Origin of the sequence: Lampropedia aestuarii, from assembly GCF_004803635.1 — a bacterium.
Classification (GTDB): Bacteria; Pseudomonadota; Gammaproteobacteria; order Burkholderiales; family Burkholderiaceae_C; genus Lampropedia; species Lampropedia aestuarii.
Genome location: NZ_SSWX01000015.1, coordinates 70,166 through 92,049, shown reverse-complemented (window position 1 = coordinate 92,049; position 21,884 = coordinate 70,166). Strand labels below are relative to the sequence as shown.

Sequence of the window (21,884 nt, the reverse complement as noted above, 5' to 3'; positions counted from 1 at the left end):
AATCATGGTTGAAACCTGCATCTGGGCTCTCAACCCCACTGGCTGGCACTAGAATTGCTCACATTAACAAAGTGATTGCTCCAAGATAATCGCGGCAACCCGTTGCTGGTTTAATTGGAATCTATGGGCAGACCGCCGGTGTGCTTTTGCCTGCATCCAGCCGCATCCCACAATGGTGGGCAAGTGCTGCGCAATCGCATTTTTATGATTTACACCTTGGAGTTCGATATATGAAAAAACACGTCATGACAGCGCTGCTGGCCAGCCTGTTGGCCGGCGCTGCATTCTCGGTTTCTGCGCAAGATTTGCGCGTGGCAGTGGACCCAACCTATGAGCCGTTTGTGTATAAAAATGCCCAAGGCGAGCTGGTTGGTTTTAACGTGGATTTTGCCAATGCCGTGTGCGAAGAAATCAAGCGCAAGTGCGTGTTTGTCGAACAGGTGTGGGATGCGATGATTCCTGGCCTGCAAAGCCGCCGCTATGACGTGATCATCAGCGATATGTCAATCACCGATGAGCGCAAGCGTGTGATCGACTTCAGCAATCGCTACTACAAAACGCCCAGCACGATTGTGGTGAAAAATTCGCAGGAATATACCAATCACGACTCACTCAAGGGCCTGACTCTGGGCGTGCTCAAAGGCAGCACCCAAGAGCGTTATGCTGAAGGCGAGCTGGCCCCTAAAGGCGTGAAAATTGTGCCTTACGAAGCACAAGACCAAGTGTATTTGGACATCAACGCCGGTCGCCTGGATGGCACTGTCGCTGACAAGGTCGAAGTCACAGGTGGTTTCCTGAGCAAACCAGATGGCAAAGACTATAAAGCCGTAGGCCCGGACCTGCTGGACTCCAAGTACTTTGGTGAAGGCATGGGCATTGCATTGCGCAAAGGCCAGGATGAGCTCAAAGGCCAATTGAATGATGCGATCAAAGCATTGCGCGACAATGGCAAGTACGCAACGATTGGAAAAAAATATTTTGACTTTGACCCGTACGGTCACGATTAATACAATAGCCAATCTGCATCAAGTGTTTCGTCACTCTTTCACTTGATCGTATATATACAGCGCCTTAGTTCGTCAGAACTAATGGCGCTGTTACTATTGCGGCCTCGCAGCTTATGCCCCAGCGGCATAAGTGGTGCTTAACTTTTTTCTCCCGCTCTGCATGACCGGTTACTACATATCTATATTGCAAGGCTCGGTGATGACAGTCTCTATTGCACTGACATCGCTGGCTGTGGCAATTTTTTTGGGCTTGCTTGGTGCAGGCGCCAAGCTCTCGGGCAACCGCTTTGCAGTCATTGTAGGCCAGGCCTACACCACATTGGTCAGGGGCGTACCTGAACTGCTGACGATGCTGCTGGTGTTTTACGGTGGCCCAACGGTGATCAACACCTTAATCGAGAACATGGGCTGGAACTACCAGATCACCCTAGACCCATTTGTCGCTGGCGTGCTGACCATTGGCTTTATATACGGCGCTTACATGACCGAGAACTTCCGCAGCGCCATCAAAGCCATTCCTGCAGGCCAGCGTGAAGCCGGGCTCGCTTTTGGCATGGGGCGCTGGCAGGTGTTCAGACGCATTACCTTGCCGCAGATGATCCGTTATGTGGTGCCTAGTTTTACCAACAGCTGGATGTGCATTCTCAAGGCGACAGCGCTTGTCAGCCTGATTGGTTTGCACGATATGACGTACCTGGCACGCCAAGCAGGGGCCGCGACCCGTGAGCCATTCCTGTTCATTCTGATGACTGCAGCGATGTATTTGGTTTTCACCAGCATTTCCCTGTGGGTGCTGCGCAAAGTGCACGCACGCTACAGCCTTGGTACCGAAAAAATCACCTTGTGAGGAAACTATGAATTGGGAGATTTTTTCCGAAGCCTCGACCTGGCTCTTATACCTGCAAGGCATGGAGGGCACCTTCGTGATGCTCGGCGGCCTGCTGGTATGCGGCGGCATTGCAGGTTTGATTTTTGCGTTGATGTTGTGCTCGCGCTCACCGGTATTGCGCGGCATTGCATCGAGCTTTACCTATGTGGTGCGCGGCACGCCGCTGCTGATACAGATCTTTTTGATCTACTACGGCATTGCACAACTCGATTGGGTCAGGAGCCATTGGGACACGATCTGGTTCCTGGAGCCGTTCAAAAGCGCGATGTTCTGCGCGATGCTGGCCTTCAGTATCAACCACGCCGGCTATTTGGCCGAAATCTTGGCCGGCGCGATTCGCGATACCAGCAAAGGCGAGGTTGAAGCTGGCTACGCAATGGGCATGAGCCGCTTTCAAGTACTGCGCCGTATTATTTTGCCCAGTGCGATGCGCCGCGCCTTGCCACCATACACCAATGAAGTGATGCAGATGATGCACGGCACCAGCCTGGCCAGTACGATTCCAGCCATGCTGGAGCTAACGGCTGCGGCACAGAAAATCAACCGCGACTACTACCTCACTTTCGAAGCCTATTTGTTTGCAGCAGGCTTGTATCTCGTGCTGACGTTCACACTGATGGGCATCTTCCGCCTGATCGAGAAGCGCTACACCGCCTACCTGCAACCGCGCACCCATTGAGATTTTTTTTCGCATGACCAACACCGCTTCTTCTGCAGTCAAGCTGCAAGCACTGGATATCCATAAATACTATGGCAGTAACCATGTGCTCAAAGGCCTTTCCTTATCCGCCAATGCGGGCGATGTGATCAGCATCATTGGCAGCTCTGGGTCGGGTAAAAGCACATTTTTGCGCTGCATGAACTTGCTAGAGCGCCCCAATCAGGGCCGCATCCTGCTCACCGGCGAAGAATTACAGCTGGATTTGCGCAAAGACAAAGAACTGCACGCCACTGACCTGAAACAGCTGCAGCGCTTTCGCACTAAATTGACCATGGTATTCCAGCACTTCAATTTGTGGGCGCATATGACGGTGATACAAAACATCATCGAGGCGCCAGTGCATGTGCTGGGGCAAAGCAAGGATCAGGCAATCGCTTCGGCCATGCGTTATCTGGACATGGTTGGCCTCAAAGGCCATGAAGACAAATACCCCAACCAGCTCTCAGGCGGGCAGCAGCAGCGCGTGGCGATTGCCCGCGCCTTGGCGGTTGAGCCTGAAGTGCTGTTGTTCGATGAGCCCACCAGCGCGCTCGATCCAGAGTTGGTTGGTGAAGTGCTGCGCATCATGCAATTGCTGGCCCAGCAAGGCCGCACGATGGTGGTTGTAACCCATGAGATGGGCTTTGCCCGTGAAGTCTCGAACCATGTGGTGTTCTTGCATCAAGGCATCATTGAAGAGCAGGGCGACCCTAAACAGGTTCTGAGCAATCCTCGCAGTGAGCGCTTGGCCAAATTTCTTTCTGGCAACCTGAAATAAAGTGAGGCGGTTCGATGCAAATCGAACCAAATTGGTCTTTGTACGCGCTGACCAAGACTGCGCCTTTCTGACTGTGGCTAAGACCACAGCGCAACTGCGCCCAGCCCTCGCAATGTGATGGACTTCCAGTCCGCCAGTCGCACAAAAACACCTTGCAAACCACTGCACCACAGTGGTCTATGCAAGGTGTTTTGCATGGTTGCGCTGTTGTTCAACGCAATACGTGCGCTGGGTATCGAGTAGGCATTCGTGGTGTTAAGAGCCTGTAGTTTGCTGGTGCTCAATGGGGTTTGCTGCCAGGTATGCAGCAGCAATTTGGCGCTTTGAGGGCTCCCAGATGAGCCAATGTATCAAAACTAAAGTCCGATATATTTCTATCCGACTAGAAGGATTAAAATTCATCCGCCTAGTCGGATAAAAATACCTCTGATTAAGCAGATAATAAATTATCTGTCGCATTGCATTTATCTATCCGTCTAATCGGATAGAATTTCATCAGTCTTTTGTGATTGATGGAGTCAGCATGCAAATCCGCGAACAAGGCAGAAAAATCCAGTTCATCCGCAGCGAGTACCAGAGTGATCTCAAACGCTCCACCAGCAAAGTGGTCGCGTCATGTTCAAGGTTCGCGACATCCTTATTACCCGAAGAGGCTGACAAGCTGACACCCGCAGAGCGTGAACAAGTCACCGCGTATTTTGAAAAAAAACGGCAGGACAGTGCCGACTGGCGGCGCAACTACAGTGTGCAATCTTTGCAGGAGGCGCTACAGCAAACCATTGCGCATCTGCAGGCAGAGCAACCTTTGGAGCCAAGTTATGCCAATCAGCTGTGGCAATCTATGGCTCAACTGCAAAAAACACTCAAAAAAATGGGTTACCCAAAACCTGGTAAAACTGCCAAAAACTCTGAGTCGAGTTGATAAAACAGGTTTAAAAGATCAGACGCTGCTCGCCAATTGCCATGCAATAGCCAGCCCGCAAGCGGATCAGAGCAGGGGGCTTGAGCACTTTTCGCATGCCAAGGACAAACACCTGGTGATAGACTTACCCTATGTTACAAAAAGCGGTATTTCTATTAACCGCATTGATTTCTATCAATGTGTCTTCTCAAATTTACAAATGCCAAGACGCCAAAGGGGCGCGGCTTTGGACAAACCAGCCATGTGCTGATGGCAAGGTCCTGCATGAGGGCGTAGGCACAGCAGCCCAACGCAGGGCCGAAGAAGCTGATAGAAATTAGAGGGAACAACGCGCACGGAACGATGCCGCAGCTGTGCAGCGTTTTAGACAAAATGCCTACAGCAGCAATACCAGCAATCGGCGCTTATCAACAAAAAATATTGAAAGCTGTAACGGCACACGCAGGAGCCTGCGCTTTGAACGTTCTAAGAGCTACAGCCATCAGAGCCCGGAACGAATCAGGCAATTAGTAGCGGAAGAACAAAAATACTGCTGATCAAGCTCAGGGCGCGTTGTTCGTTGCGCTTAATCTCTTCATCGCGCGCACGAAACCCCTGGGCATCTGGCTATTTGTCGCTCAGGCACTCACAAATGAATAAACATCGAAAGATGAGGCTAGAGGGGTACTCTAGGATAGCTGCCAGTCATCGTCGATCCTTGATTTAACATAATATACATCGTATAAAATTAAAGACTGATTAGGTTTCTAAAAAGTTGTACCAGATACATGACCATGTCCTCCTGTGGCGTTGATGTTTCTTCAAGCTCTGACGCAGTACATGGTTTTATGGTCTTCTTTCAGGTGTTTTCTGATTCATGGCTTCTGCCATGGTGTTGGCCAGTTCGTGCTGGCCCAGCGTGGATAAGGCGCGGATCACGCCGTGCCGGTCTTGATCTGATTGGTTTTGGCTGAGCTTGCGCTTGACCTCCCAACGTCTGACCCGCACCTCAAGCCCGACAATGTGCAGCCATTGTGCAAATCGAGGACGGTATTGCACGTTTGGCTGCAGCACTGACACAGGTTGAACTGTCAATGAAAAGCGCTAAAACGCTTTGACGTGAAAGCCAGAGGCATGGGTCTTGAGCGGGTACACTCAATAGCATTAATTAACATATAGATATAGGCCATACCGCATTGTGTGCAGCAGTTGGCCATTCAATTTGCCTATGGCCTTGCTGTTTCCTGTCTTTAGCCGTTGCCGCTTCGACACCACTGGTGAGCGAAGATTTGCCGAGCGCCTGACTCAAAAACTCGAAGATGATTACCTATGTTGGCACAATGCACCAGTTGGGTCAATGAAGGTGCAGCCCGACTTTGTCGTCATGCACCCGCGCCGTGGTTTCTTGATTCTCGAAGTCAAGGACTGGAAGTTGGAGACGATTCTATCGCTCGATGCCACGCACGCCACCTTGTTGGTCAATGGCCATAGCAAAGTAGTCACTAGCCCAATGGCTCAAGCGCGGTTCTATACACTGCAAGTGGCGAATATGTTGGGCGATGACCCACAACTGCTGCATCCCAAAGGCCATCCGCACGCAGGTAATTTTCTAGCACCGCATGGCTGGGGCGTGGTGCTCACGAATATCACCCGAGAGCAGTTCAACCAAACAAATCTGGGCGATGTGCTGGAGCCGGCGCGGGTCATGTGCAAGGACGAAATGCTCGAATCTGTCGATGCCGAAGCTTTTCAGCAGCGGCTCTGGAACATGTTCCACCATGTATTTCCTTGCCATTTGAGCTTGCCGCAGATTGACCGGGTGCGCTATCACCTCTTTCCAGAGGTGCGCATCAACCCGCAAAATGGCCAGTTTGGCTTGTTTGATGCCAACGAGGCCCCTATTCCCTCGCTGATCAAGGTGATGGATTTGCAGCAAGAGCAATTGGCCCGCTCGCTGGGCGATGGCCACCGCGTGATTCATGGCGTGGCCGGCAGTGGCAAAACGATGATTTTGTGCTATCGCAGTGTGTACCTGGCCCAAACCAGTGCCAAGCCAGTGCTGGTCTTGTGTTTTAACCGCCCACTGACACAGCGTTTGACGCAGGTGATAGCCGAACATGGCCTGCAAGAAAAAGTACAGGTACGCTCTTTCTTGTCGTGGTGCCGCGCCATGCTTGTGGCGTACAACATGGATTTGCCGCCGGAGTCTGCAGAGGACTTCTACGAAGCGTTAGTCAGCCGCGCCATGCAAGCCGTGGAGCTGGGCCATATCCCCAGGGCCCAGTATGCAGCTATCCTCATTGACGAAGGGCAAGACTTCAAACCTGACTGGTATCGACTGGTGGTGCAAATGCTCGACCCTAGCAACAATAGCTTGCTGGTGTTGTATGACGATGCCCAAAGTATTTACGGCAAACGGCTTGAACCCGCACTTGTCAGTGAAAGCACAGCGACTAACAGCAACAAACTGCCGCTAGGCAAGCGCAAATTCAGCTTTGCTAGCGTGGGTGTGCAAGCCCAGGGACGCACCACGATCTTGAAGATCAATTACCGCAATACCTTAGAAGTGCTGACTGTAGCGCGCAGCTTTGCCGCAGAGTTACTGACCTGCCGTGACGCTGCTGAGGACGATGTGCCTTTGGTGGAGCCGCAAAGCACCGGCAGACGGGGGGCGTTTCCAGAGTTATTGAAACTAGACACTGAATGGGGCGAAATCAATGCCTTGATCGCTCGTATCCGTGAAGCGCATGGCCAAGGCACTGATTTGTCAGATATCGCCGTGTTATGCCGCGACCGTTGGCAGATCGGAAAATTGCAGTCGGCCTTTTTGCGTGAGGGCATTGCTTGCGTCAGCGCCGACCATAAACTGGGCTTATTTCAAGCCGAAGACGCGGTGAAGTTGCTGACATTGCATGTCAGCAAAGGCTTAGAGTTCCAGCAGGTGTTTATTCCGTTTTTAGGAACGATGCCACGCCAACAAGCACAGACCGAAGAAGATGCCCGTTTGCTTTATGTGGGCATGACACGCGCAATCGAGCGTTTGGTGTTGCTGGGCAGCAAACCTTCTGCGTTTATGACTCGCATGGAGTCTGCCATAGCAGCTGGAAAGCTGAGCCTGCAAGCACCAGATGACGTGCTGGTGTAAATGCACTCAGCGCATCGTTACAAACTCTTCCGCCGCGGTTGGGTGGATCGCCACTGTATCGTCAAAATCGCGCTTGGTGGCACCCATTTTCAAAGCGACTGCAAAGCCCTGCAGCATCTCATCCATGCCATAGCCGATGCCGTGAATGCCGACAATGCGCTCTTCTTGGCCTACACACACCAGTTTCATCCGCGCTGGCTGGCGGTGCTGGGTCACTGCGGTGTACATCGCAGTGAAAGATGATTGGTAGACCTTGACCTCTTCGTCGCCAAACTTGGCGCGTGCATCTGGCTCGGTCAAGCCTACGGTGCCAATCGGCGGGTGGCTAAAGACCACGGTTGGCACGTTTTTGTAATCCAGTCGCTCCTCTGGCTTGTGGTTGAACAAGCGCTCGGCCAAACGGCGTCCTGCAGCAACCGCTACCGGTGTCAACTCCACCAGCCCCGTCGCGTCACCGACCGCATAAATGCCCGATATGTTGGTATTTTGGTATTTGTCGACCACAACATAGCCATTGTCCAGGTTGACACCAGCAGCTTCTGCACGCAGGCCTGCGGTATTGGGTGTCCGGCCTACAGCCCAGATGATGCAATCGGTGGTATGGCTTTGACCATTGTCTAATTCAAGCGTCAAACTGCCGTCTGCATTGCGGCTGACGCTTTTAGGAATCGCATGGGTATGCAACTGTGGCCCTTCGGCTTGCATCACCTCAACCAGCGTGTGGCTGAGCAGCGGATCAAAATGGCGCAGCGGTGCTTGTTTGCGCACAAACAAATGTGTTTGTGAACCCAGTGCGTTGAGCACACCAGCGATTTCAACAGCAATGTAGCCCGCCCCTACGACCGCAGTGCGCTTGGGCAGCTCGGACAAAGCAAAGAAACCATCAGAGTCCAACCCCAGCTCGGCGCCAGGAATGTCGGGGCGCATCGGCTGGCCGCCGGTAGCAATCAAAATGTGGTCGGCAGTGATGCGTTGCCCATCGACTTCGAGGGTGTGGGCATCGATAAAACGGGCAAAGCCATGAATGACTTCAACCTGATTTTTCTGCAGACCAGATTCATATGAGCGATGGATGCGGTCGATATAGGCGTTGCGGCTGCTGACCAAGCGGTCCCAGTCCAAGTGCGACTGACCGGTTTCAAAGCCGTAATCTGGTCCATAGCGGTGAATGGCATCGGCAATATGCGCTGCATGCCACATGACTTTTTTAGGCACACAGCCCACATTCACACAGGTGCCGCCTAAATCACCGGCCTCAATCAATGCACATTTTTTGCCATATTGGGCTGCGCGATTGACGGAGGCAATACCGCCGCTACCGCCACCGATGGCGATGTAATCAAAGTGTTTGGTCATCATTTTCTTTCTTGAATGTCTCTCTTGGATTGCTGCCTCTGCGGGCCTGCTGTTGGAGCTGCAGCCTTATGAATCTCTGCAAATACGCCTAGACTGTCACCCAGCAAAAAGCCCTATGCAACAGACTAACACTGGCATGCGTCAGTTGGATGGCATAGATGCCTTAGCACTAGCCTATTGCAGGGCATCTGGTCCAAGTCAGCAAAGACCTGCCCATTCATGCAAGGGTTTGGTGCAAACCGTGTTCGGCCAGTGTCCCCTATCAGGTGTTTGCTCTAATTGGCTAGCATTTAGCGGGGTGGACTCCTGGCAAAGAGCCCCACCCTCAAACCACCCGTGAGCCAGCCTGCCACACACCGACAATATTGCGCGTATCAAGGATATTGGTGGCCGGATTACCGCTGACCAGCAACAGGTCGGCGCGCTGGCCTTGTGCGATGGTGCCCCGATCCGCCAACTCCAAGGCCTGGGCCGCACGGGCAGTGGCTGTATGCAGCGCTTGCAATGGCGTGAGGCCAGCTTGCACCAACAATTCAAGTTCACGGTGCTCGGCAAAACCCGGCACGCGCAGGGGCATTGCGCCCGAGTCAGTGCCAAAACTGACGTTGACGCCCTGCTCTACTGCACTTTTGGCATTGCGCTGGCTTTGCGTAAGCCTAGACTTCCACTCCTGCAGCGCGGGATTGGCCAGCTGCGCTTGCTGCCATTGCGGTGTGGCAAATTGCTGGCGCAAATCTGCGTGAAGTGCATTGCGAAGAAAAGGCTGCTCAAGCAGCTCTGGTTGTTCAGCAAACAGGAAGAACGCTTCTTCCACCGTCAACGCAGGAACATACCAGGCATTGTTGCGCTTCATGAGAGTGACAAACTCGCCATCTATGGGTTGGTCTCTGACGCCGTGCACCAGCACGTCTGCGCCCGCGCGCAGTAATTGTTTGGCGTCTTCCAGGTAGTAAATGTGCACAAAAGCCCGTTTACCTTGGCGATGCGTTTCATCAATCGCAGCGCGATACACCTCAGGGTCCATCTTGGTGAGTTGCTGGCCTTGAAAATCATCGAACCACAGCTTGATATAGTTGGCTCCCCGCGAAGTGGCATCCTGCACGGCCTGCCTAGCTTGTTGCGCATTGATCGGACGCACTACCGGACTGGGGTCCATGTCAATAGGTGGCGCGCCATCGGGCGTCCCAATACCGCCTTCGGCCACCACAAAATCAGCGCCCGTCACAGCGCCGCTTTGAACGAGCGCTTGCATTGGATACACCTGCGGTGTGTTAACGCCCATCGCAGCGACGGTTGTGACGCCATAACGTTGGTAGAGGCGCAATTGGCCCAAAATATTGACTGGTGTATGTGCTGCTGCGCCACTGACCAGCCCGTCGTAGAGGCCCAGATGAACATGGTTGGAAATCAGCCCCGGCAGCAAAGTGGCTTGGGGCACAGCGATCCGCTGAGCACCGTGGGGAATGCCAACGTTCTGCATTGAACCTATCGCAGCAATGCGGCCATTGGCCACAAGCACGCGCATGTCGTTTTGTGGCGCCCCACCGCTGCCATCAATCAAACGCACGCCATCAAAAACGAGTTCATCTTGGCGCGAAGTGGCAGAAGCCGCAAAGGCCGACCAAGGCGTGGCCCAGGCCAGCATGGAGGCTGTCAAAATTTGTCTGCGTTGTAGTGTCATAGTGAAGTGCTCTTGGTTGAAGTAATGAGACAGGTTGTAATAACTCGGCTCGCAAGCCAAGCGGAATATTTTTAAATCAACACAATACAAGTTCAGCTTGTTAGAGCCTATTCAAAATCTCGGCGCAGGCGCGAAAGCGCGCAAGGCGCTTCGTGTGACTTGCCCTTCAGGTTGAAGCCCACGGGGCGCACTGCTTTGCAAAAAACCTCGCCGGGCAGCTAGCCCGACTGCGGTTTTGCCGCGCATTGCAACCTTTTGGGTCGCAACGCTGCGGCATGGAGATGCTGAACAGGCTCTAAGGCCAGATCGGCCAGGCCATGTTGAATCGCAACGTCAACAGTGCGCTTTTATCATACGGATTCTCGTTTGGCCGCTGCTGCGTATTGGCCTTGAGAAATCCATGTTTCAGATTGTTTATCTTAAGCAGCGTCTTGCGTTAAAGGCTTTGAAAAATGGATTCAACAGCCAATTCGCCGTTGGCATCATCCCATGGGAACCTCTCAAAACCTCAATCCCGAAAAATTTGCATCAACTAAATCAATGAGTTGCAGACGATGAATTTGCGTTTTTAGGGCTTATGAGAGGTTTCCCCATGCCTTAGCCGTTAAGCAGCAGGCTCTTATGCCAAGGCGTGCAACAAATCTTCTGCGATCAGACCAGGCCCCACTTGTTGAGCCGCTTGCCCATGCAGCCAGACCGCAGCACAAGCCGCCTCAAAAGCAGGCATGCCTTGTGCCAACAGGCCCGCTACGAGACCGGCCAATACATCGCCGGTGCCGCCAGTGGCCAGAGTCGCAGGGGCGTTGGCATTGATGCAGAGACGGCCATCGGGCGCAGCTATCACCGTATCAGCGCCTTTGAGTACGACCACGGCCTGGGCGCGCTGCGCGGCAAGGCGCGCTTGTGCGCATTTGTCCTTGCCCAAGGCTGCGCTCAAGTGGCCAAACAAACGCGCAAACTCACCATCATGCGGGGTCAGTACAGCACGCGCCTGGGCCAAAGGCTTGGCAAGTGCAGCCAATGCATCGAATAGGACTTGGGGCTGCTGGGCAAACGCGGTCAGTGCATCAGCGTCCAAGACCAGTTGCTTGCCTGCTGCGGCGCTCTCTAGTACCGCCTGGCGGGTTGTGTCCAGCGCTCCCGCGCCAGGGCCAATTAAGCACACATTGCGCCGCGGCTCTTGGATGATGGAGCGCAACGCGTCGCCATCGGTAAAGGATTGCACCATGCAGCCTTGCAAGGCCTGTGCATAGACACCCCAGACGCTTGCTGGGGCAGCGATGGTGACCAAGCCCGCACCACTGCGCTGCGCTGCTTGTGCCGCCAACCGGGCGGCGCCGGTGAGCACCTCACCGCCCAACACCACAACATGGCCGCGTTTGTATTTGTGCTGGCTGGGCAGCGCCTGCGGTTTCAGATGGTCCCATAAGGCTGGTGCGTTCAGCCATGTGTGGCTGCCAATGGCCTGCAAACAGGCTGCATCCAGGCCAATATCGGCCACCAACAGCTCGCCACAGAAGTCTTTGCCAGGCAGCAAGAAGTGGCCAGGCTTGGCACAGCTGAAGGTCACCGTCAGCGCAGCGGCCGCAGCCTGGCCCAATAATTGTCCAGTGCTGCCATCGACCCCGCTGGGCATATCCACCGCGCATATTGGCAACTTTGCCTGTGCGCAGGCTTGCAAGCAGCTATCCACGTCTGTACCCAAAGCGCGGTTCAGACCTGCGCCAAAAATAGCATCAACGACAAGGTCAAACGCAGTTGGTTCGAACGCGCTCAAAGGCTGGGTGCTTGCACCCCATTGCAGCGCAGCCCAAGCAGCATCTCCTTGGTTTTGCTGCGGTGGTGTTAAGCTGAACACCTGCACGCTCCAGCCCTGCCGGCGCAAAAGATGTGCGACCACATAGCCATCACCGCCATTATTGCCAGGACCACACAGCACTGCGACACGGCATGGCTGCCAGCGCCGCTGTATTGCCACAGCGACGGCTTGCGCGGCACGCTGCATCAGGCCATGGTCTGCGGTGTCAGTGGCGTTAGCCGCCATCGACGCCTGCTCGGCTTGCAGCATTTGAGCGGGTGTCAACAAGCGCAAAGACGTGGAGGGCAACTCGGACTGGAGCAATGGCATGCGGTTCTTTCTACAAAAATAGGCGATTGCCCTTGCGAAAGCCTTTTCTTTTAAAGCCCGTCGCTTTGGGAATAGTCCTGCTCGGTTAAGATAAAGACACGATGTTCTACGAGATTTTCGCTTTTCTAATTGGCACAGCTGCCAAGTTTCTGGCCACTGCCTTGTTGCTGCGTTGCGTGCTGCAAGCGATGCGGATCAACTTCTCCAATCCATTGGGGCAGCTGGTTCTGACAACGACCAATTGGCTGGTGCGGCCTGTGCGCAAGCTGATTCAAGCCACTGGGCGCTGGGATTGGGTCTGCGTGCTGCTGGCCTACCTGATTGTCGCATTGCAATTGGTATTGCTGATCGGTGTGGCTGGACAATTGCAGCTGATGCCGCTGGTGCCTATCCGGGCGGCCTTTGAATTGCTTTCGATTGCGATTTGGTTGGCTATCGGTTTGCTACTGCTGATGACGGCGCTGTCCTGGCTGATGCCTGGCCACTGGCTTTACGCGATTGCAGACCGCCTCTGCCAGCCTTTGTTAGGCCCGATTCGCAGACGGCTGCCAGGCACGGCATCGGGCATTGACTTCTCTCCGATGGTGCTGAGCTTATTGCTCTACATTGCGCTGATTGTGGTGCGCAGAGTGGAGTTGAACCTGCTTTCTTGGATGCTGATGTAATGGCGCTGCGGTTGGCATCCAGCGCATTGGCCTGACTGGTAGCGCAACAATTTTGACGCTACCTGTGCTTGTGCGCCTTTTGCCGCACTCTATTGAATAAAGGATTCCCCCATGCAATTTCTACACACTATGCTGCGCGTTGGCGATTTGCAGCGCTCCATCGATTTCTACACCCAAGTCATGGGCATGCAATTGCTGCGTACCTCAGAAAATCCTGAGTACAAATACTCTTTGGCCTTTTTGGGCTATGGCGGCGGCAATCCTGCGCAGGCCGAGCTGGAGCTGACCTACAACTGGGGCACTTCCAGTTATGACCTAGGCAATGCTTACGGCCATATTGCCTTGGGTGTGCCTGATGCCTATGAAGCCTGCGAAAAAATCAAAGCCGCAGGCGGCAAAGTCACGCGCGAAGCCGGCCCGGTCAAAGGTGGCAGCACAGTGATTGCTTTTGTCGAAGATCCGGATGGCTACAAAATTGAATTGATTCAAATCAAGTCCAGCGACGACACGACCACCCGCTTTGACCCACTGCGCAATGCCTGATTGGCCTAGTGGCACGATGGCCAAAAGCCCACTTTGGTGGGTTTTTTTATGGCTATTTGCCAGCTCCTGCGAGTAGCTGGGTGAGCCCAGTTGCTCAATGGGCACAGCGTGTGCGCAGATGGTATCAACGTGCGCATGCAGCGCTCGCCGAAGGCAGGCGTTATCTGGTCGATGGGCCAAACATCGACACAAGCTGGCGTGTTCGATTACTTGACTGGGCGCTTGCCGTGCCACAATCTGCTCCATGTCAATACGAAGGGAGTCTTGATGGCACAAGTGGATTTAGCCGCGATGCGTGAGCGCTACACATTGGGCAGTTTGTCTGAGGGCGAGATGCCCCAGGCACCGGATGTTTTCTTTGACCACTGGTTGGAACAGGCGGTGGCCAGCCAACAACCCGAGCCCAATGCGATGACATTGGCCACCACCGGCAATGACCTGCGCCCCAGCACACGCATTGTGCTGCTCAAAGGCCATGACGAGCGTGGTCTGGTGTGGTTTACCAATTACGAAAGCCGCAAAGCCCACGAGCTGGCGGGCAATCCGTTTGCGGCCTTGCAGTTTTACTGGGCCAGTCTGCAGCGTGTCGTGCGTATTGAAGGTGTGGTTGAAAAAACCTCCAGCACCGAAAGCGACCATTACTTTGCCCGCAGGCCATTGGCTTCCCGCATTGGCGCACTGGCCAGCCCACAAAGCCAGGTGGTCGAGAGTCGGCAAGTGCTGGACGAGGCTTTCGCTCGCATTGAGCAAGAAGTTGCAGCCTCAGGCAATGAGCCGACCCGGCCAGAGTTTTGGGGTGGCTACCGCCTGGTGCCCAGCTACTGGGAGTTTTGGCAAGGCCGCGATGGCCGTTTGCATGACCGCCTGAGCTATGTGAAAAACCAGCAAGGGGATTGGCAGATTGAGCGCCTGGCGCCTTGATAGAGCAAGCACCATTTCACGGTGATCTCACACCAACGTCGTAAGGCGGGTTAAAGCGCCGCGTAACCCGCCATTGGTTGATGGGCAACAATCGAGGTGCACAAACAAACAGAGCGTCTTATCAGAACCGGCGGGTCTCGACCCGCCCTACAAAACCCTGTTGTTAGGCGCGCAAGGCTCTGGCCGCTTTGGCCAGCTCGGTGATACGCGCCCAGTCGCCCTGCTCTAGCGCATCACCCGGCACCAACCAGGAGCCGCCAACACAGCTGACGTTCGGCAAAGCCAGAAATTGCTGGGCGTTGTCGATCGAGATGCCGCCTGTGGGGCAAAACTGCACATCGCCAAACGGGCCCGACCAAGCCTTGAGCATGGCCACGCCGCCGCTTTGCACGGCGGGGAAAAATTTCAGCACATCAAAGCCATCGGCCTTGGCCTGCATCAGTTCGCTGGCTGTCGCCACGCCTGGCAGCAAAGGAATGTTCAGTGCCTGGCAGGCTTGGCCAAGGCTGGAGATATAGCCTGGGCTGACAAAAAACTGCGCACCCGCTGCCGCTGCGGCCTGCGCATCGCTGGCCGAGCGCACCGTGCCTGCGCCGACTACGGCGTCTGGCACTTCCTTGGCAATTGCGCGAATGCAGTCGAGCGCCACGGGCGTGCGCAAGGTCACTTCCAGCATGCGGATGCCACCTGCCACCAAGGCCTTGGCCATCGGTACGGCATGTTCCACCTTGTTCAGTACGATGACCGGAATCACCGCTGCGTCTTGCACAATGTTCAGGGCTGAGAGGGATGTAGAACTCATAAACAATCCATGTATCGGTTGGCGATTGGCAGGCTGCGTGCAGCGTGCCATCAAAATTCAGGCTGACAAAGCAGCCAGGCCCAGTTCAGTGCGGGTGGGCAGGCCATCGGAATCTCCGGGGAATTGCACAACGCGCGCACCAATGGCATTGCCGCGTGCGACTGCCTGCTCCAATGGCAAGCCCTCGACCAAAGCGCTGATCACGCCAGTGGCAAAGCCGTCGCCAGCGCCGACGGTGTCCACCACCTGGCTGACTGGCACACCGGGCACAGTGCCCGAATTGCCTGCGGCTTCCTGGTAGTAAGCGCCTTGCGGGCCCAGTTTGACCACGACTTGTTTGGCACCGGCTTGCAGGTAGAAATCTGCAATCTGTTTGGCATCGGTGGAGCCGACCAAAATCTCGCCTTCGCCAATGCCGGGCAAGACCAGATCCACCAAGGACGCAATCTGGTTCAAGGTGCTGACCATCTCGGCTTGCGATGCCCACAGGCGTGGGCGCAGATTCGGGTCAAACGAAATGCTGGCACCGGCCGCACGGGCGCGCTCAATCAAGGCCAGCACCATCGGTTTGGTAAAAGGCGACAACGCAGGCGTGATGCCTGTCAAATGCAGATGGCGAGCTGGAAATGCGGTTGGTAAATCAGCCACGCTCAAATGGCTGGCGGCCGAGCCTGCTCGGAAATACTCGATTTGCGGGTCACTGCCATCGGCGCTGCGGGTCTTGAGCATGAAGCCGGTGCGTTGCTCAGGCACCACCGACACAAAGTCCGTCGCAATGCCCTCTTTGGCAAATTCGGCTTGTAAAAACTGGCCAAATGAATCAGCGCCTACACGGGTCACATAGGCGGTGCGTAAACCCAGGCGGGAGAGGCCAATGGCCACATTCAGCTCAGCGCCTGCGGCCACACGGGCAAACTGGCGCACTTCGTGCAAAGGGGCTGGCTCGGTGGCCATGAACAAGGCCATGGGCTCACCCACGGTCAACACATCAAAAGCAGGCTGCAAGTTTGTCATAACCCTCTCATTTATAAAACGCGCTGATGCGCTCAGTACCAAGTCCAAGTGCCCAGCGCTTGTCTCATTCAGCGAAAAAATGCGAACCCGCTATTACATCACCGCACCAAGCTGCCAAGGCAAAAACTCGTTGTCACCAAGGCCATTTTCTTCACTTTTACTGGCTTTGCCAGATACCGCATTCACCGTCAGCTGCAGCAAATGCCCTGCAACCACAATTGAATCGCGCGGATCGAGGATGGGAGGTGAATCATGCTCGTGGTGGTCATGGCCTGGGAGGCCGTTTTATATGACAAATGTTCGCTGGCAATGCAGCGTTCTCAGAGCCTGTTCACCATCCCCGCGCAGTCGTGCATGGCACAAAAAAGAGGCAGTGCAAGGCGCTTGTTGCTGCGTATATGTCTCGTATGAGCGCAGCGGGCAACGCAGTAATGCGCTTTTTTGTGCCTTGCCCTTCTGGTTGGAGCCCCAAAGGCACGCTGCTTTGTTAAAAATCCTCGCCAGGCAGATAGCCCGACTGCGGTTTTTGCCGCGCATCATATCCTTTTGGGCTCCAACGCGGTCTGCGTGGAAACTTTGAACAAGCTCTTAGGCTGGCATGGTATGCCCGCACTTGCTGCACGAAATCCTGATGCCTTGCCAGTGCTTTGCCTGACACCTTGCAAGCGCTAGGGCTGCCTTGGCAGGGGCTGATCACGCGCAGCCAGAAAACGCTAAGATGGCATGACTATTCACTGCCGCCATGCATGTTGGAGCAGGCGCTCAGCACGGCTGACTGCTTGTCTGAGCGCTTGTACCGCCTGGCTTATCCACCCGAAAGCACTCTGAGATGATTGACCTTTACTACTACAAAACTCCCAACGGCCATAAAGCCTCGATCGCGCTGGAAGAAATGGGGCTCGACTACCGAGTCAAAGTCATCAACATCATGAAGGACGAGCAATTCCAACCGGAGTTTTTGGCAATTTCGCCCAACAACAAAATTCCGGCCATCGTCGACCATGACGGCCCTGACGGTAAGCCCATCTCGGTATTTGAGTCGGGTGCAATATTGCAGTATTTGGGACGTAAGACAGGCCAGTTTTATCCACAGCAAGAACGCGCTCGCGTCGAGGTCGAGCAGTGGTTGATGTGGCAAGTGGGTGGTTTTGGGCCGATGCTGGGCCAAAACCACCACTTCAGCCGCTATGCGCCCGAGAAACTGCCGTATGCGATTGAGCGCTACATGAAGGAAACCCAGCGCTTGTACAGCGTGCTGGACAAGCACCTGGAGAACAAAGACTATGTTGCGGGCGACTACTCGATTGCCGACATGGCCATTGTGAGCTGGGCCCTGAGCCACGAGTGGCACCACATCGATTTGAAAGACTACCCGAATGTGCAGCGCTATGTGGCGGCCATATCTGGCCGTCCAGCGGTACAAAAGGCTTTGGCAATCCAAATCTAAGAGCCTGTTCAATCTCTTTCTGCGCACATGGGTGCCAAAGCAACAGAGCAGGCGCTTGGTCTATTACAAGTCCGGCGTGACCGCATCTGCCCATTCGTAGAGCGCGCCAAGAATGTCTTGCTCGCGCTCATCGGCATCGTCTGACAAGGCATCGATTTCAGCCATCAGCTGCGAGGCTGTGCGCGTGCCGCCCTCGCCTTCAATCAGCACCTTGATGCGGTGCTGCTCCCACTGTGCTTGCTCTGGCGCGGTCAGCGTCTCTGGGTGGTTGCGGGCGCGGAAGAGGAACAGCAGTTCGTCCAACCGCGCGTCTTCAAAGCGCCCTGCTTGCTTGCCCCATTGCGCTACCGGCAGCTGACGCAGGTCTTGCAAGCGGCGGCGGTCTGCATCGCCCAAAAAACTGCCATACAAATCCTGCTCTGCAGGCACGGGCGCTGCATTGCGCGCGGCAGGCCTTTCAAACACTTGCGCCCACACCGCGCTCATATCGGGCAAGTCACGGGCGTACAGGCCATGTTGCTCGATCAAGTCCATGTTCATTTGCCAGCGCTCTTGCACTTGCGGTGTCAGTACCTTGAGGTTGCCGACCACCATCGGCGACTTGTTCAGGTGGATGCTTTTGATCGGCAGGCGCGTCATGCCTTCGGGCAAATCGGCCTGTCTGGTGAACAAGCGCAGCCGAATTGTCTCCGCATCCAAGTCCAGCAGTTCACGCGGGTCGTAGTCGAGGTTCCAGGCAATCACCTCGTTGCGGTTGGTCGGATGGTTGGCGATGGGCCACATCACGGCCAGGCAGCCTTGCTCAACCGGGAACATGCCTGAGACATGCACAAACGGTTTGGCCTGGCTGGCCACCACTGGAAAGCCCAGCTCTTTGGCCACTGCGCGCTTGTCGCGCAACTGCAGCGCAAACTCAAACAAACGCGGTTGTTTGGCCTTGAGCAAACGTGCCAAGGCAATGGTGGCGCGCACGTCCGAGACTGCATCGTGCGCAGATTCGTGCGCCAGGCCATTGGCCACTGACAGGCGTTCTAGTTTGAAACTGGTTTTGCCATCATCGCCCTTAGGCCATTGAATGCCTTCCGGGCGCAGTGCATAGGTCATGCGCACCACATCCAGCAAGTCCCAACGGCCATTGCCATCGCGCCATTCTCGTGCGTAGGGGTCGTACAAATTGCGCCACAGCATGTAGCGTGTGAACTCATCGTCAAAACGAATGGTGTTGTAGCCCACACCAATCGTGCCTGGCTGTGAAAACGCGCCGTGTACATGGTCCGCAAAGGCATCTTCGGCCAGGCCGTTTTCCATGGTTTGCTGCGGCGTGATACCAGTGATCAAGCAGGCCTGGGGGTCTGGCAGGTAGTCCAATGGTGGTTTGCAAAACCACTCCATGGGGGCTTCCGTTTCATTGAGGTCCAAGTCGGTGCGAATCGCGGCAAATTGGGCTGGGCGATCGACTCTGGGATTGGCCCCAAAAGTTTCATAGTCGTGCCATAAAAAAGTCTGCATGGAATATCTGGCCTAGAAGGCGGTGCAATAGGTGTGTAAGAAATGCGTGGCTGCCAGCGCCCATCAACAACGCGCAAGACACTCAGTCCGAGGCGATTGTTGACATTAGTTAACACGGATCGACAATCACTGCGTCGAATGGACCGGTGCACTGGCGAATGGGTCCGAAATTCTGTAAAGAAAGAAGAGATTATTGTCTTTTGTCACTCGGCTCAATCGTCTAAAGATGATAAAGTCAAAAAAGCGTATTGATTTCAAATCACTCAAGCGTTTTGCTCGGCAACATTCTTCACATTCGAACGCGATGATCGTGTGTCCATCGTCTAGGATTTTCACTCAAGCCAAGGCTGACCATGGTGCGAATTGAACCGAGCAAGCGCCATCCACTTTTTCTATCCATGCAAACGCCCAACACATTGACGGATCAATTGTCCATCCAAATTGACCAGCTGCTGCAGCGGCTCGCCGCTGCTGAAGAGGGTTGTGCGCAATTACACCAGCTCAACCAGGCATTGGCGCAAGAGCGCGATGGTTTGGTGCAGCGTCTGAACGAAGCACGTGAGCGTGTCGATGCACTGCTGACAAGATTACCTGAATTGCACAACGTACTAGAAGGCAAGTAATGAACCAAGTAGAAGTCAAAATTCTGCAGCAGAGTTATTTGCTCGCATGCAAAGAAGGCCAAGAGGCGCGCCTCACGGAGGCCGTCAGTTTGGTGGATGGGGCAATGACCCGCATTCACGATGCAGGCAAGGTGCGCGCGCGCGAGCGTATTGCCGTGTTGGCGGCGCTGAATCTGGCCTACGAACTAGGCGATTTGCGCCAGGCCCATGCGCAGTTGCTGGAGCAACTGCCCCCGCCCAGTGCATCGGGCACGGCAGAAGAGGCCGAGCAATCGCTCTATGGACCAGAAGCCGCAGCTGCTTTCAGCGCCCAAAGCCTGGCTTTAGAAGCCTTGGTCGCACGGCTTGAAGCGGTACTCAACCCAACAATGGACCAGGCGGATGTACCCGCAGAAGTTCAGCCACAAACAGCTCCAGACGCGGACATGGAAGCTGCGCTAGGATTTGAATCCACCTCTGAAACCCTAGCTGAAGCCCAAGCATCCGAGCCAGAGGCAGGCGCTGTGCAGCACACGGAGACGAACACTGCGCAAAGCCAACACGCAGGCCTTTTTAACAACGCAAACCCGTTTTAAAACGGCAATGCCTGGCAACGGCTGCGTGTGATTTTCCATGCACGCTGGCCGAAAAAGGATTAAAATCAGAACCGTCTGCTTCCCCTTGGGCTTTATATTTCCTTGAACCAATGCTCATTGAGCTCGGGTTTGGAACATCATCTGATGAGCGTGATCGTCTCGCGTCAGATGAACCCAACGTCAGATTGACCAAGCCCACCTGACCCTCCGGTTCAGGCTGACGGTCCAGGGACCCGAAGCAGACACCTTATTTTGCCGTTGCGCGAATCGGCCGCAACCGCCCTCCTCTTACTATTTCTACCCACACACAAGGCCTTTTTCAAGGCCTTGCTTGTTTTCATTGCATTGCATTGCGCTGCAGCTGCGTGAAGTGCGTTTGGCGCTTGCGCTGCTCCAATACGTGTATTCTTGCGTGCGTGTTCACGCACTTTTCGCAGACCGCGTTGGAGTTTAAAAGGGTAAAAAGCCCCAAAAAACGCATTGCGGCATTGCCCGTTAAGTTCATACAGATGTTTGAGCTACTACAGGCGCCTTGCACTGCCCTTTTTGCGTCTTGCGCGACTGCGTGGAGATTGTTAACAGGCTCTGAGAGTCACAACCACCGCAGCATGCGGGGGTTCACCGCTCACTTCGCTCATACAAAGGACAGCCATGGCAGATAGCAAGACAGCATTCAACACCTGTGATTTCGGCGATCAATTCAAAAGTGCACCGCTCCAGCAAGACGATTTTCGTGTGCTGCCGCCGGTGTTCAAGCACTATGGCGGCCACAACCGCTTTTTCGGACCGGTCAAAACCGTGCAGTGTTTTGAGGACAATACGCCAGTCAAACAAGCGCTGGAGTCACCTGGCCACGGCGCCGTGCTGGTGGTTGATGGTGGGGGCTCTTTGCGGCGCGCCCTGGTGGGTGGCAATATCGCCGCTGCAGCAGCCAAGAATGGCTGGGCCGGCGTGGTCGTCGATGGTGTGGTGCGCGATGTGGCCGAGCTTCAGGCAGCCGATGTCGGCTTGTGCGCACTGGGATTGAACCCCTTGCCCACTGAGCGCAAGGCGCCTGGCAAAAGCGATTTGCCGGTGCTGATCCAAGGTGTGCCTGTCAGTCCCAATGACTGGCTGTATGCCGATGCCGATGGCATCGTCATCAGTGCCCGCGCCTTGCACCTGGAATAATAAGACCCAAGCCCGCCGCAGTGGCGGGCT

General features: G+C 54.9%; 19 protein-coding genes and 1 pseudogene. 13 read left to right on the top strand and 7 right to left on the bottom strand.

Translation table 11 applies throughout. The annotated features are described in order from the left end of the window. Positions 1-230 precede the first annotated feature (230 nt). The 5 genes from E8K88_RS12235 (at position 231) to E8K88_RS12215 (ending at position 4,296) form a co-directional block, all read left to right on the top strand. On the top strand, positions 231-1,007 hold the full coding sequence (locus E8K88_RS12235) for a lysine/arginine/ornithine ABC transporter substrate-binding protein (protein ID WP_136406954.1): 777 nt from the start codon (positions 231-233) through the stop codon (positions 1,005-1,007). 160 nt (positions 1,008-1,167) lie between these two features. Further along, positions 1,168-1,854 carry an ABC transporter permease gene (locus tag E8K88_RS12230; protein ID WP_136406953.1) on the top strand — a complete coding sequence of 229 codons (687 nt, stop codon included), beginning with the start codon at positions 1,168-1,170 and terminating at the stop codon, positions 1,852-1,854. Between the two features lie 7 nt (positions 1,855-1,861). After that, entirely contained in the window at positions 1,862-2,575 is a 714-nt protein-coding gene (locus tag E8K88_RS12225; protein ID WP_136406952.1) for an ABC transporter permease, read from the top strand. Positions 2,576-2,588: 13 nt separating this feature from the next. Next, positions 2,589-3,374, top strand: a complete 786-nt coding sequence (locus E8K88_RS12220) for an ABC transporter ATP-binding protein (protein ID WP_136406951.1) — start codon at positions 2,589-2,591, stop codon at positions 3,372-3,374. Between the two features lie 523 nt (positions 3,375-3,897). Beyond that, entirely contained in the window at positions 3,898-4,296 is a 399-nt protein-coding gene (locus tag E8K88_RS12215; protein WP_136406950.1) for a hypothetical protein, read from the top strand. A gap of 825 nt (positions 4,297-5,121) precedes the next feature. Here E8K88_RS12215 and E8K88_RS18185 read toward each other — a convergent pair. After that, positions 5,122-5,334 carry a hypothetical protein gene (locus tag E8K88_RS18185; RefSeq protein ID WP_205880080.1) on the bottom strand — a complete coding sequence of 71 codons (213 nt, stop codon included), beginning with the start codon at positions 5,332-5,334 and terminating at the stop codon, positions 5,122-5,124. Between the two features lie 169 nt (positions 5,335-5,503). On the opposite strand from E8K88_RS18185, the gene E8K88_RS12200 reads away from it, so the two are divergent. Further along, entirely contained in the window at positions 5,504-7,420 is a 1,917-nt protein-coding gene (locus tag E8K88_RS12200) for a 3'-5' exonuclease (RefSeq protein ID WP_136406948.1), read from the top strand. Positions 7,421-7,426: 6 nt separating this feature from the next. Here the strand turns inward: E8K88_RS12200 and gorA are convergent, their stop codons facing one another. The 3 genes from gorA to E8K88_RS12185 form a co-directional block, all read right to left on the bottom strand. Next, the gene (gene gorA, locus E8K88_RS12195) at positions 7,427-8,776 is read right to left on the bottom strand and encodes a glutathione-disulfide reductase (protein ID WP_136406974.1); all 1,350 of its coding nucleotides are present in this window, start codon (positions 8,774-8,776) and stop codon (positions 7,427-7,429) included. A 325-nt stretch (positions 8,777-9,101) separates the two neighbouring features. Continuing rightward, positions 9,102-10,457 (bottom strand): amidohydrolase family protein, encoded by a 1,356-nt coding sequence (locus E8K88_RS12190; RefSeq protein ID WP_136406947.1) that lies wholly within the window; start codon positions 10,455-10,457, stop codon positions 9,102-9,104. A gap of 619 nt (positions 10,458-11,076) precedes the next feature. Further along, positions 11,077-12,585, bottom strand: coding sequence for an NAD(P)H-hydrate dehydratase (locus E8K88_RS12185; RefSeq protein ID WP_136406946.1), 1,509 nt, complete (start codon positions 12,583-12,585; stop codon positions 11,077-11,079). Positions 12,586-12,686: 101 nt separating this feature from the next. On the opposite strand from E8K88_RS12185, the gene E8K88_RS12180 reads away from it, so the two are divergent. The 3 genes from E8K88_RS12180 to pdxH all read left to right on the top strand — a co-directional run bounded on the left by E8K88_RS12180 (position 12,687) and on the right by pdxH (position 14,714). Beyond that, positions 12,687-13,250, top strand: coding sequence for a YggT family protein (locus tag E8K88_RS12180; protein ID WP_136406945.1), 564 nt, complete (start codon positions 12,687-12,689; stop codon positions 13,248-13,250). A gap of 111 nt (positions 13,251-13,361) precedes the next feature. Next, positions 13,362-13,793: a lactoylglutathione lyase gene (gene gloA, locus E8K88_RS12175; protein ID WP_136406944.1), complete on the top strand. Its 432-nt coding sequence runs from the start codon at positions 13,362-13,364 to the stop codon at positions 13,791-13,793. A 267-nt stretch (positions 13,794-14,060) separates the two neighbouring features. Then, the gene (gene pdxH / locus E8K88_RS12170) at positions 14,061-14,714 is read left to right on the top strand and encodes a pyridoxamine 5'-phosphate oxidase (protein WP_168797322.1); all 654 of its coding nucleotides are present in this window, start codon (positions 14,061-14,063) and stop codon (positions 14,712-14,714) included. Positions 14,715-14,877: 163 nt separating this feature from the next. On the opposite strand, the gene E8K88_RS12165 is transcribed toward pdxH, so the two are convergent. Further along, positions 14,878-15,516, bottom strand: coding sequence for a bifunctional 4-hydroxy-2-oxoglutarate aldolase/2-dehydro-3-deoxy-phosphogluconate aldolase (locus E8K88_RS12165; RefSeq protein ID WP_136406943.1), 639 nt, complete (start codon positions 15,514-15,516; stop codon positions 14,878-14,880). A gap of 57 nt (positions 15,517-15,573) precedes the next feature. Continuing rightward, a complete protein-coding gene (locus E8K88_RS12160) occupies positions 15,574-16,530 on the bottom strand; it encodes a sugar kinase (RefSeq protein WP_136406942.1) in 957 nt (318 codons plus the stop codon). A gap of 829 nt (positions 16,531-17,359) precedes the next feature. On the opposite strand from E8K88_RS12160, the gene E8K88_RS12150 reads away from it, so the two are divergent. Continuing rightward, a complete protein-coding gene (locus E8K88_RS12150; RefSeq protein ID WP_136406941.1) occupies positions 17,360-17,977 on the top strand; it encodes a glutathione S-transferase N-terminal domain-containing protein in 618 nt (205 codons plus the stop codon). Between the two features lie 63 nt (positions 17,978-18,040). On the opposite strand, the gene sbcB is transcribed toward E8K88_RS12150, so the two are convergent. Beyond that, on the bottom strand, positions 18,041-19,486 hold the full coding sequence (gene sbcB / locus E8K88_RS12145; protein ID WP_136406940.1) for an exodeoxyribonuclease I: 1,446 nt from the start codon (positions 19,484-19,486) through the stop codon (positions 18,041-18,043). Positions 19,487-19,839: 353 nt separating this feature from the next. On the opposite strand from sbcB, the gene E8K88_RS12140 reads away from it, so the two are divergent. The 3 genes and pseudogenes from E8K88_RS12140 to rraA all read left to right on the top strand — a co-directional run bounded on the left by E8K88_RS12140 (position 19,840) and on the right by rraA (position 21,854). Next, on the top strand, positions 19,840-20,109 hold the full coding sequence (locus tag E8K88_RS12140; protein ID WP_240754501.1) for a DUF904 domain-containing protein: 270 nt from the start codon (positions 19,840-19,842) through the stop codon (positions 20,107-20,109). Continuing rightward, positions 20,109-20,315 (top strand): annotated as a pseudogene (locus E8K88_RS18355) (cell division protein ZapA); the annotation flags it as partial. The gene E8K88_RS12140 and the pseudogene E8K88_RS18355, both read left to right, overlap by 1 nt. A 1,020-nt stretch (positions 20,316-21,335) precedes the next feature. Beyond that, positions 21,336-21,854 (top strand): ribonuclease E activity regulator RraA, encoded by a 519-nt coding sequence (gene rraA, locus E8K88_RS12130; protein WP_136406938.1) that lies wholly within the window; start codon positions 21,336-21,338, stop codon positions 21,852-21,854. Positions 21,855-21,884 lie beyond the last annotated feature (30 nt).

Bases quoted from the DNA above. Each gene is read 5' to 3' on its own strand.
- E8K88_RS12180 (WP_136406945.1), top strand. From the start codon at position 12,687: ATGTTCTACGAGATTTTCGCTTTTCTAATTGGCACAGCTGCCAAGTTT.
- sbcB (WP_136406940.1), bottom strand. From the start codon at position 19,486: ATGCAGACTTTTTTATGGCACGACTATGAAACTTTTGGGGCCAATCCC.
- gorA (WP_136406974.1), bottom strand. From the start codon at position 8,776: ATGACCAAACACTTTGATTACATCGCCATCGGTGGCGGTAGCGGCGGT.
- E8K88_RS12140 (WP_240754501.1), top strand. From the start codon at position 19,840: ATGGTGCGAATTGAACCGAGCAAGCGCCATCCACTTTTTCTATCCATG.
- E8K88_RS12185 (WP_136406946.1), bottom strand. From the start codon at position 12,585: ATGCCATTGCTCCAGTCCGAGTTGCCCTCCACGTCTTTGCGCTTGTTG.
- gloA (WP_136406944.1), top strand. From the start codon at position 13,362: ATGCAATTTCTACACACTATGCTGCGCGTTGGCGATTTGCAGCGCTCC.
- E8K88_RS12230 (WP_136406953.1), top strand. From the start codon at position 1,168: ATGACCGGTTACTACATATCTATATTGCAAGGCTCGGTGATGACAGTC.
- E8K88_RS12160 (WP_136406942.1), bottom strand. From the start codon at position 16,530: ATGACAAACTTGCAGCCTGCTTTTGATGTGTTGACCGTGGGTGAGCCC.
- E8K88_RS12225 (WP_136406952.1), top strand. From the start codon at position 1,862: ATGAATTGGGAGATTTTTTCCGAAGCCTCGACCTGGCTCTTATACCTG.
- E8K88_RS12190 (WP_136406947.1), bottom strand. From the start codon at position 10,457: ATGACACTACAACGCAGACAAATTTTGACAGCCTCCATGCTGGCCTGG.
- rraA (WP_136406938.1), top strand. From the start codon at position 21,336: ATGGCAGATAGCAAGACAGCATTCAACACCTGTGATTTCGGCGATCAA.
- E8K88_RS12165 (WP_136406943.1), bottom strand. From the start codon at position 15,516: ATGAGTTCTACATCCCTCTCAGCCCTGAACATTGTGCAAGACGCAGCG.
- E8K88_RS12215 (WP_136406950.1), top strand. From the start codon at position 3,898: ATGCAAATCCGCGAACAAGGCAGAAAAATCCAGTTCATCCGCAGCGAG.
- E8K88_RS12150 (WP_136406941.1), top strand. From the start codon at position 17,360: ATGATTGACCTTTACTACTACAAAACTCCCAACGGCCATAAAGCCTCG.
- E8K88_RS12220 (WP_136406951.1), top strand. From the start codon at position 2,589: ATGACCAACACCGCTTCTTCTGCAGTCAAGCTGCAAGCACTGGATATC.
- pdxH (WP_168797322.1), top strand. From the start codon at position 14,061: ATGGCACAAGTGGATTTAGCCGCGATGCGTGAGCGCTACACATTGGGC.
- E8K88_RS12200 (WP_136406948.1), top strand. From the start codon at position 5,504: ATGGCCTTGCTGTTTCCTGTCTTTAGCCGTTGCCGCTTCGACACCACT.
- E8K88_RS12235 (WP_136406954.1), top strand. From the start codon at position 231: ATGAAAAAACACGTCATGACAGCGCTGCTGGCCAGCCTGTTGGCCGGC.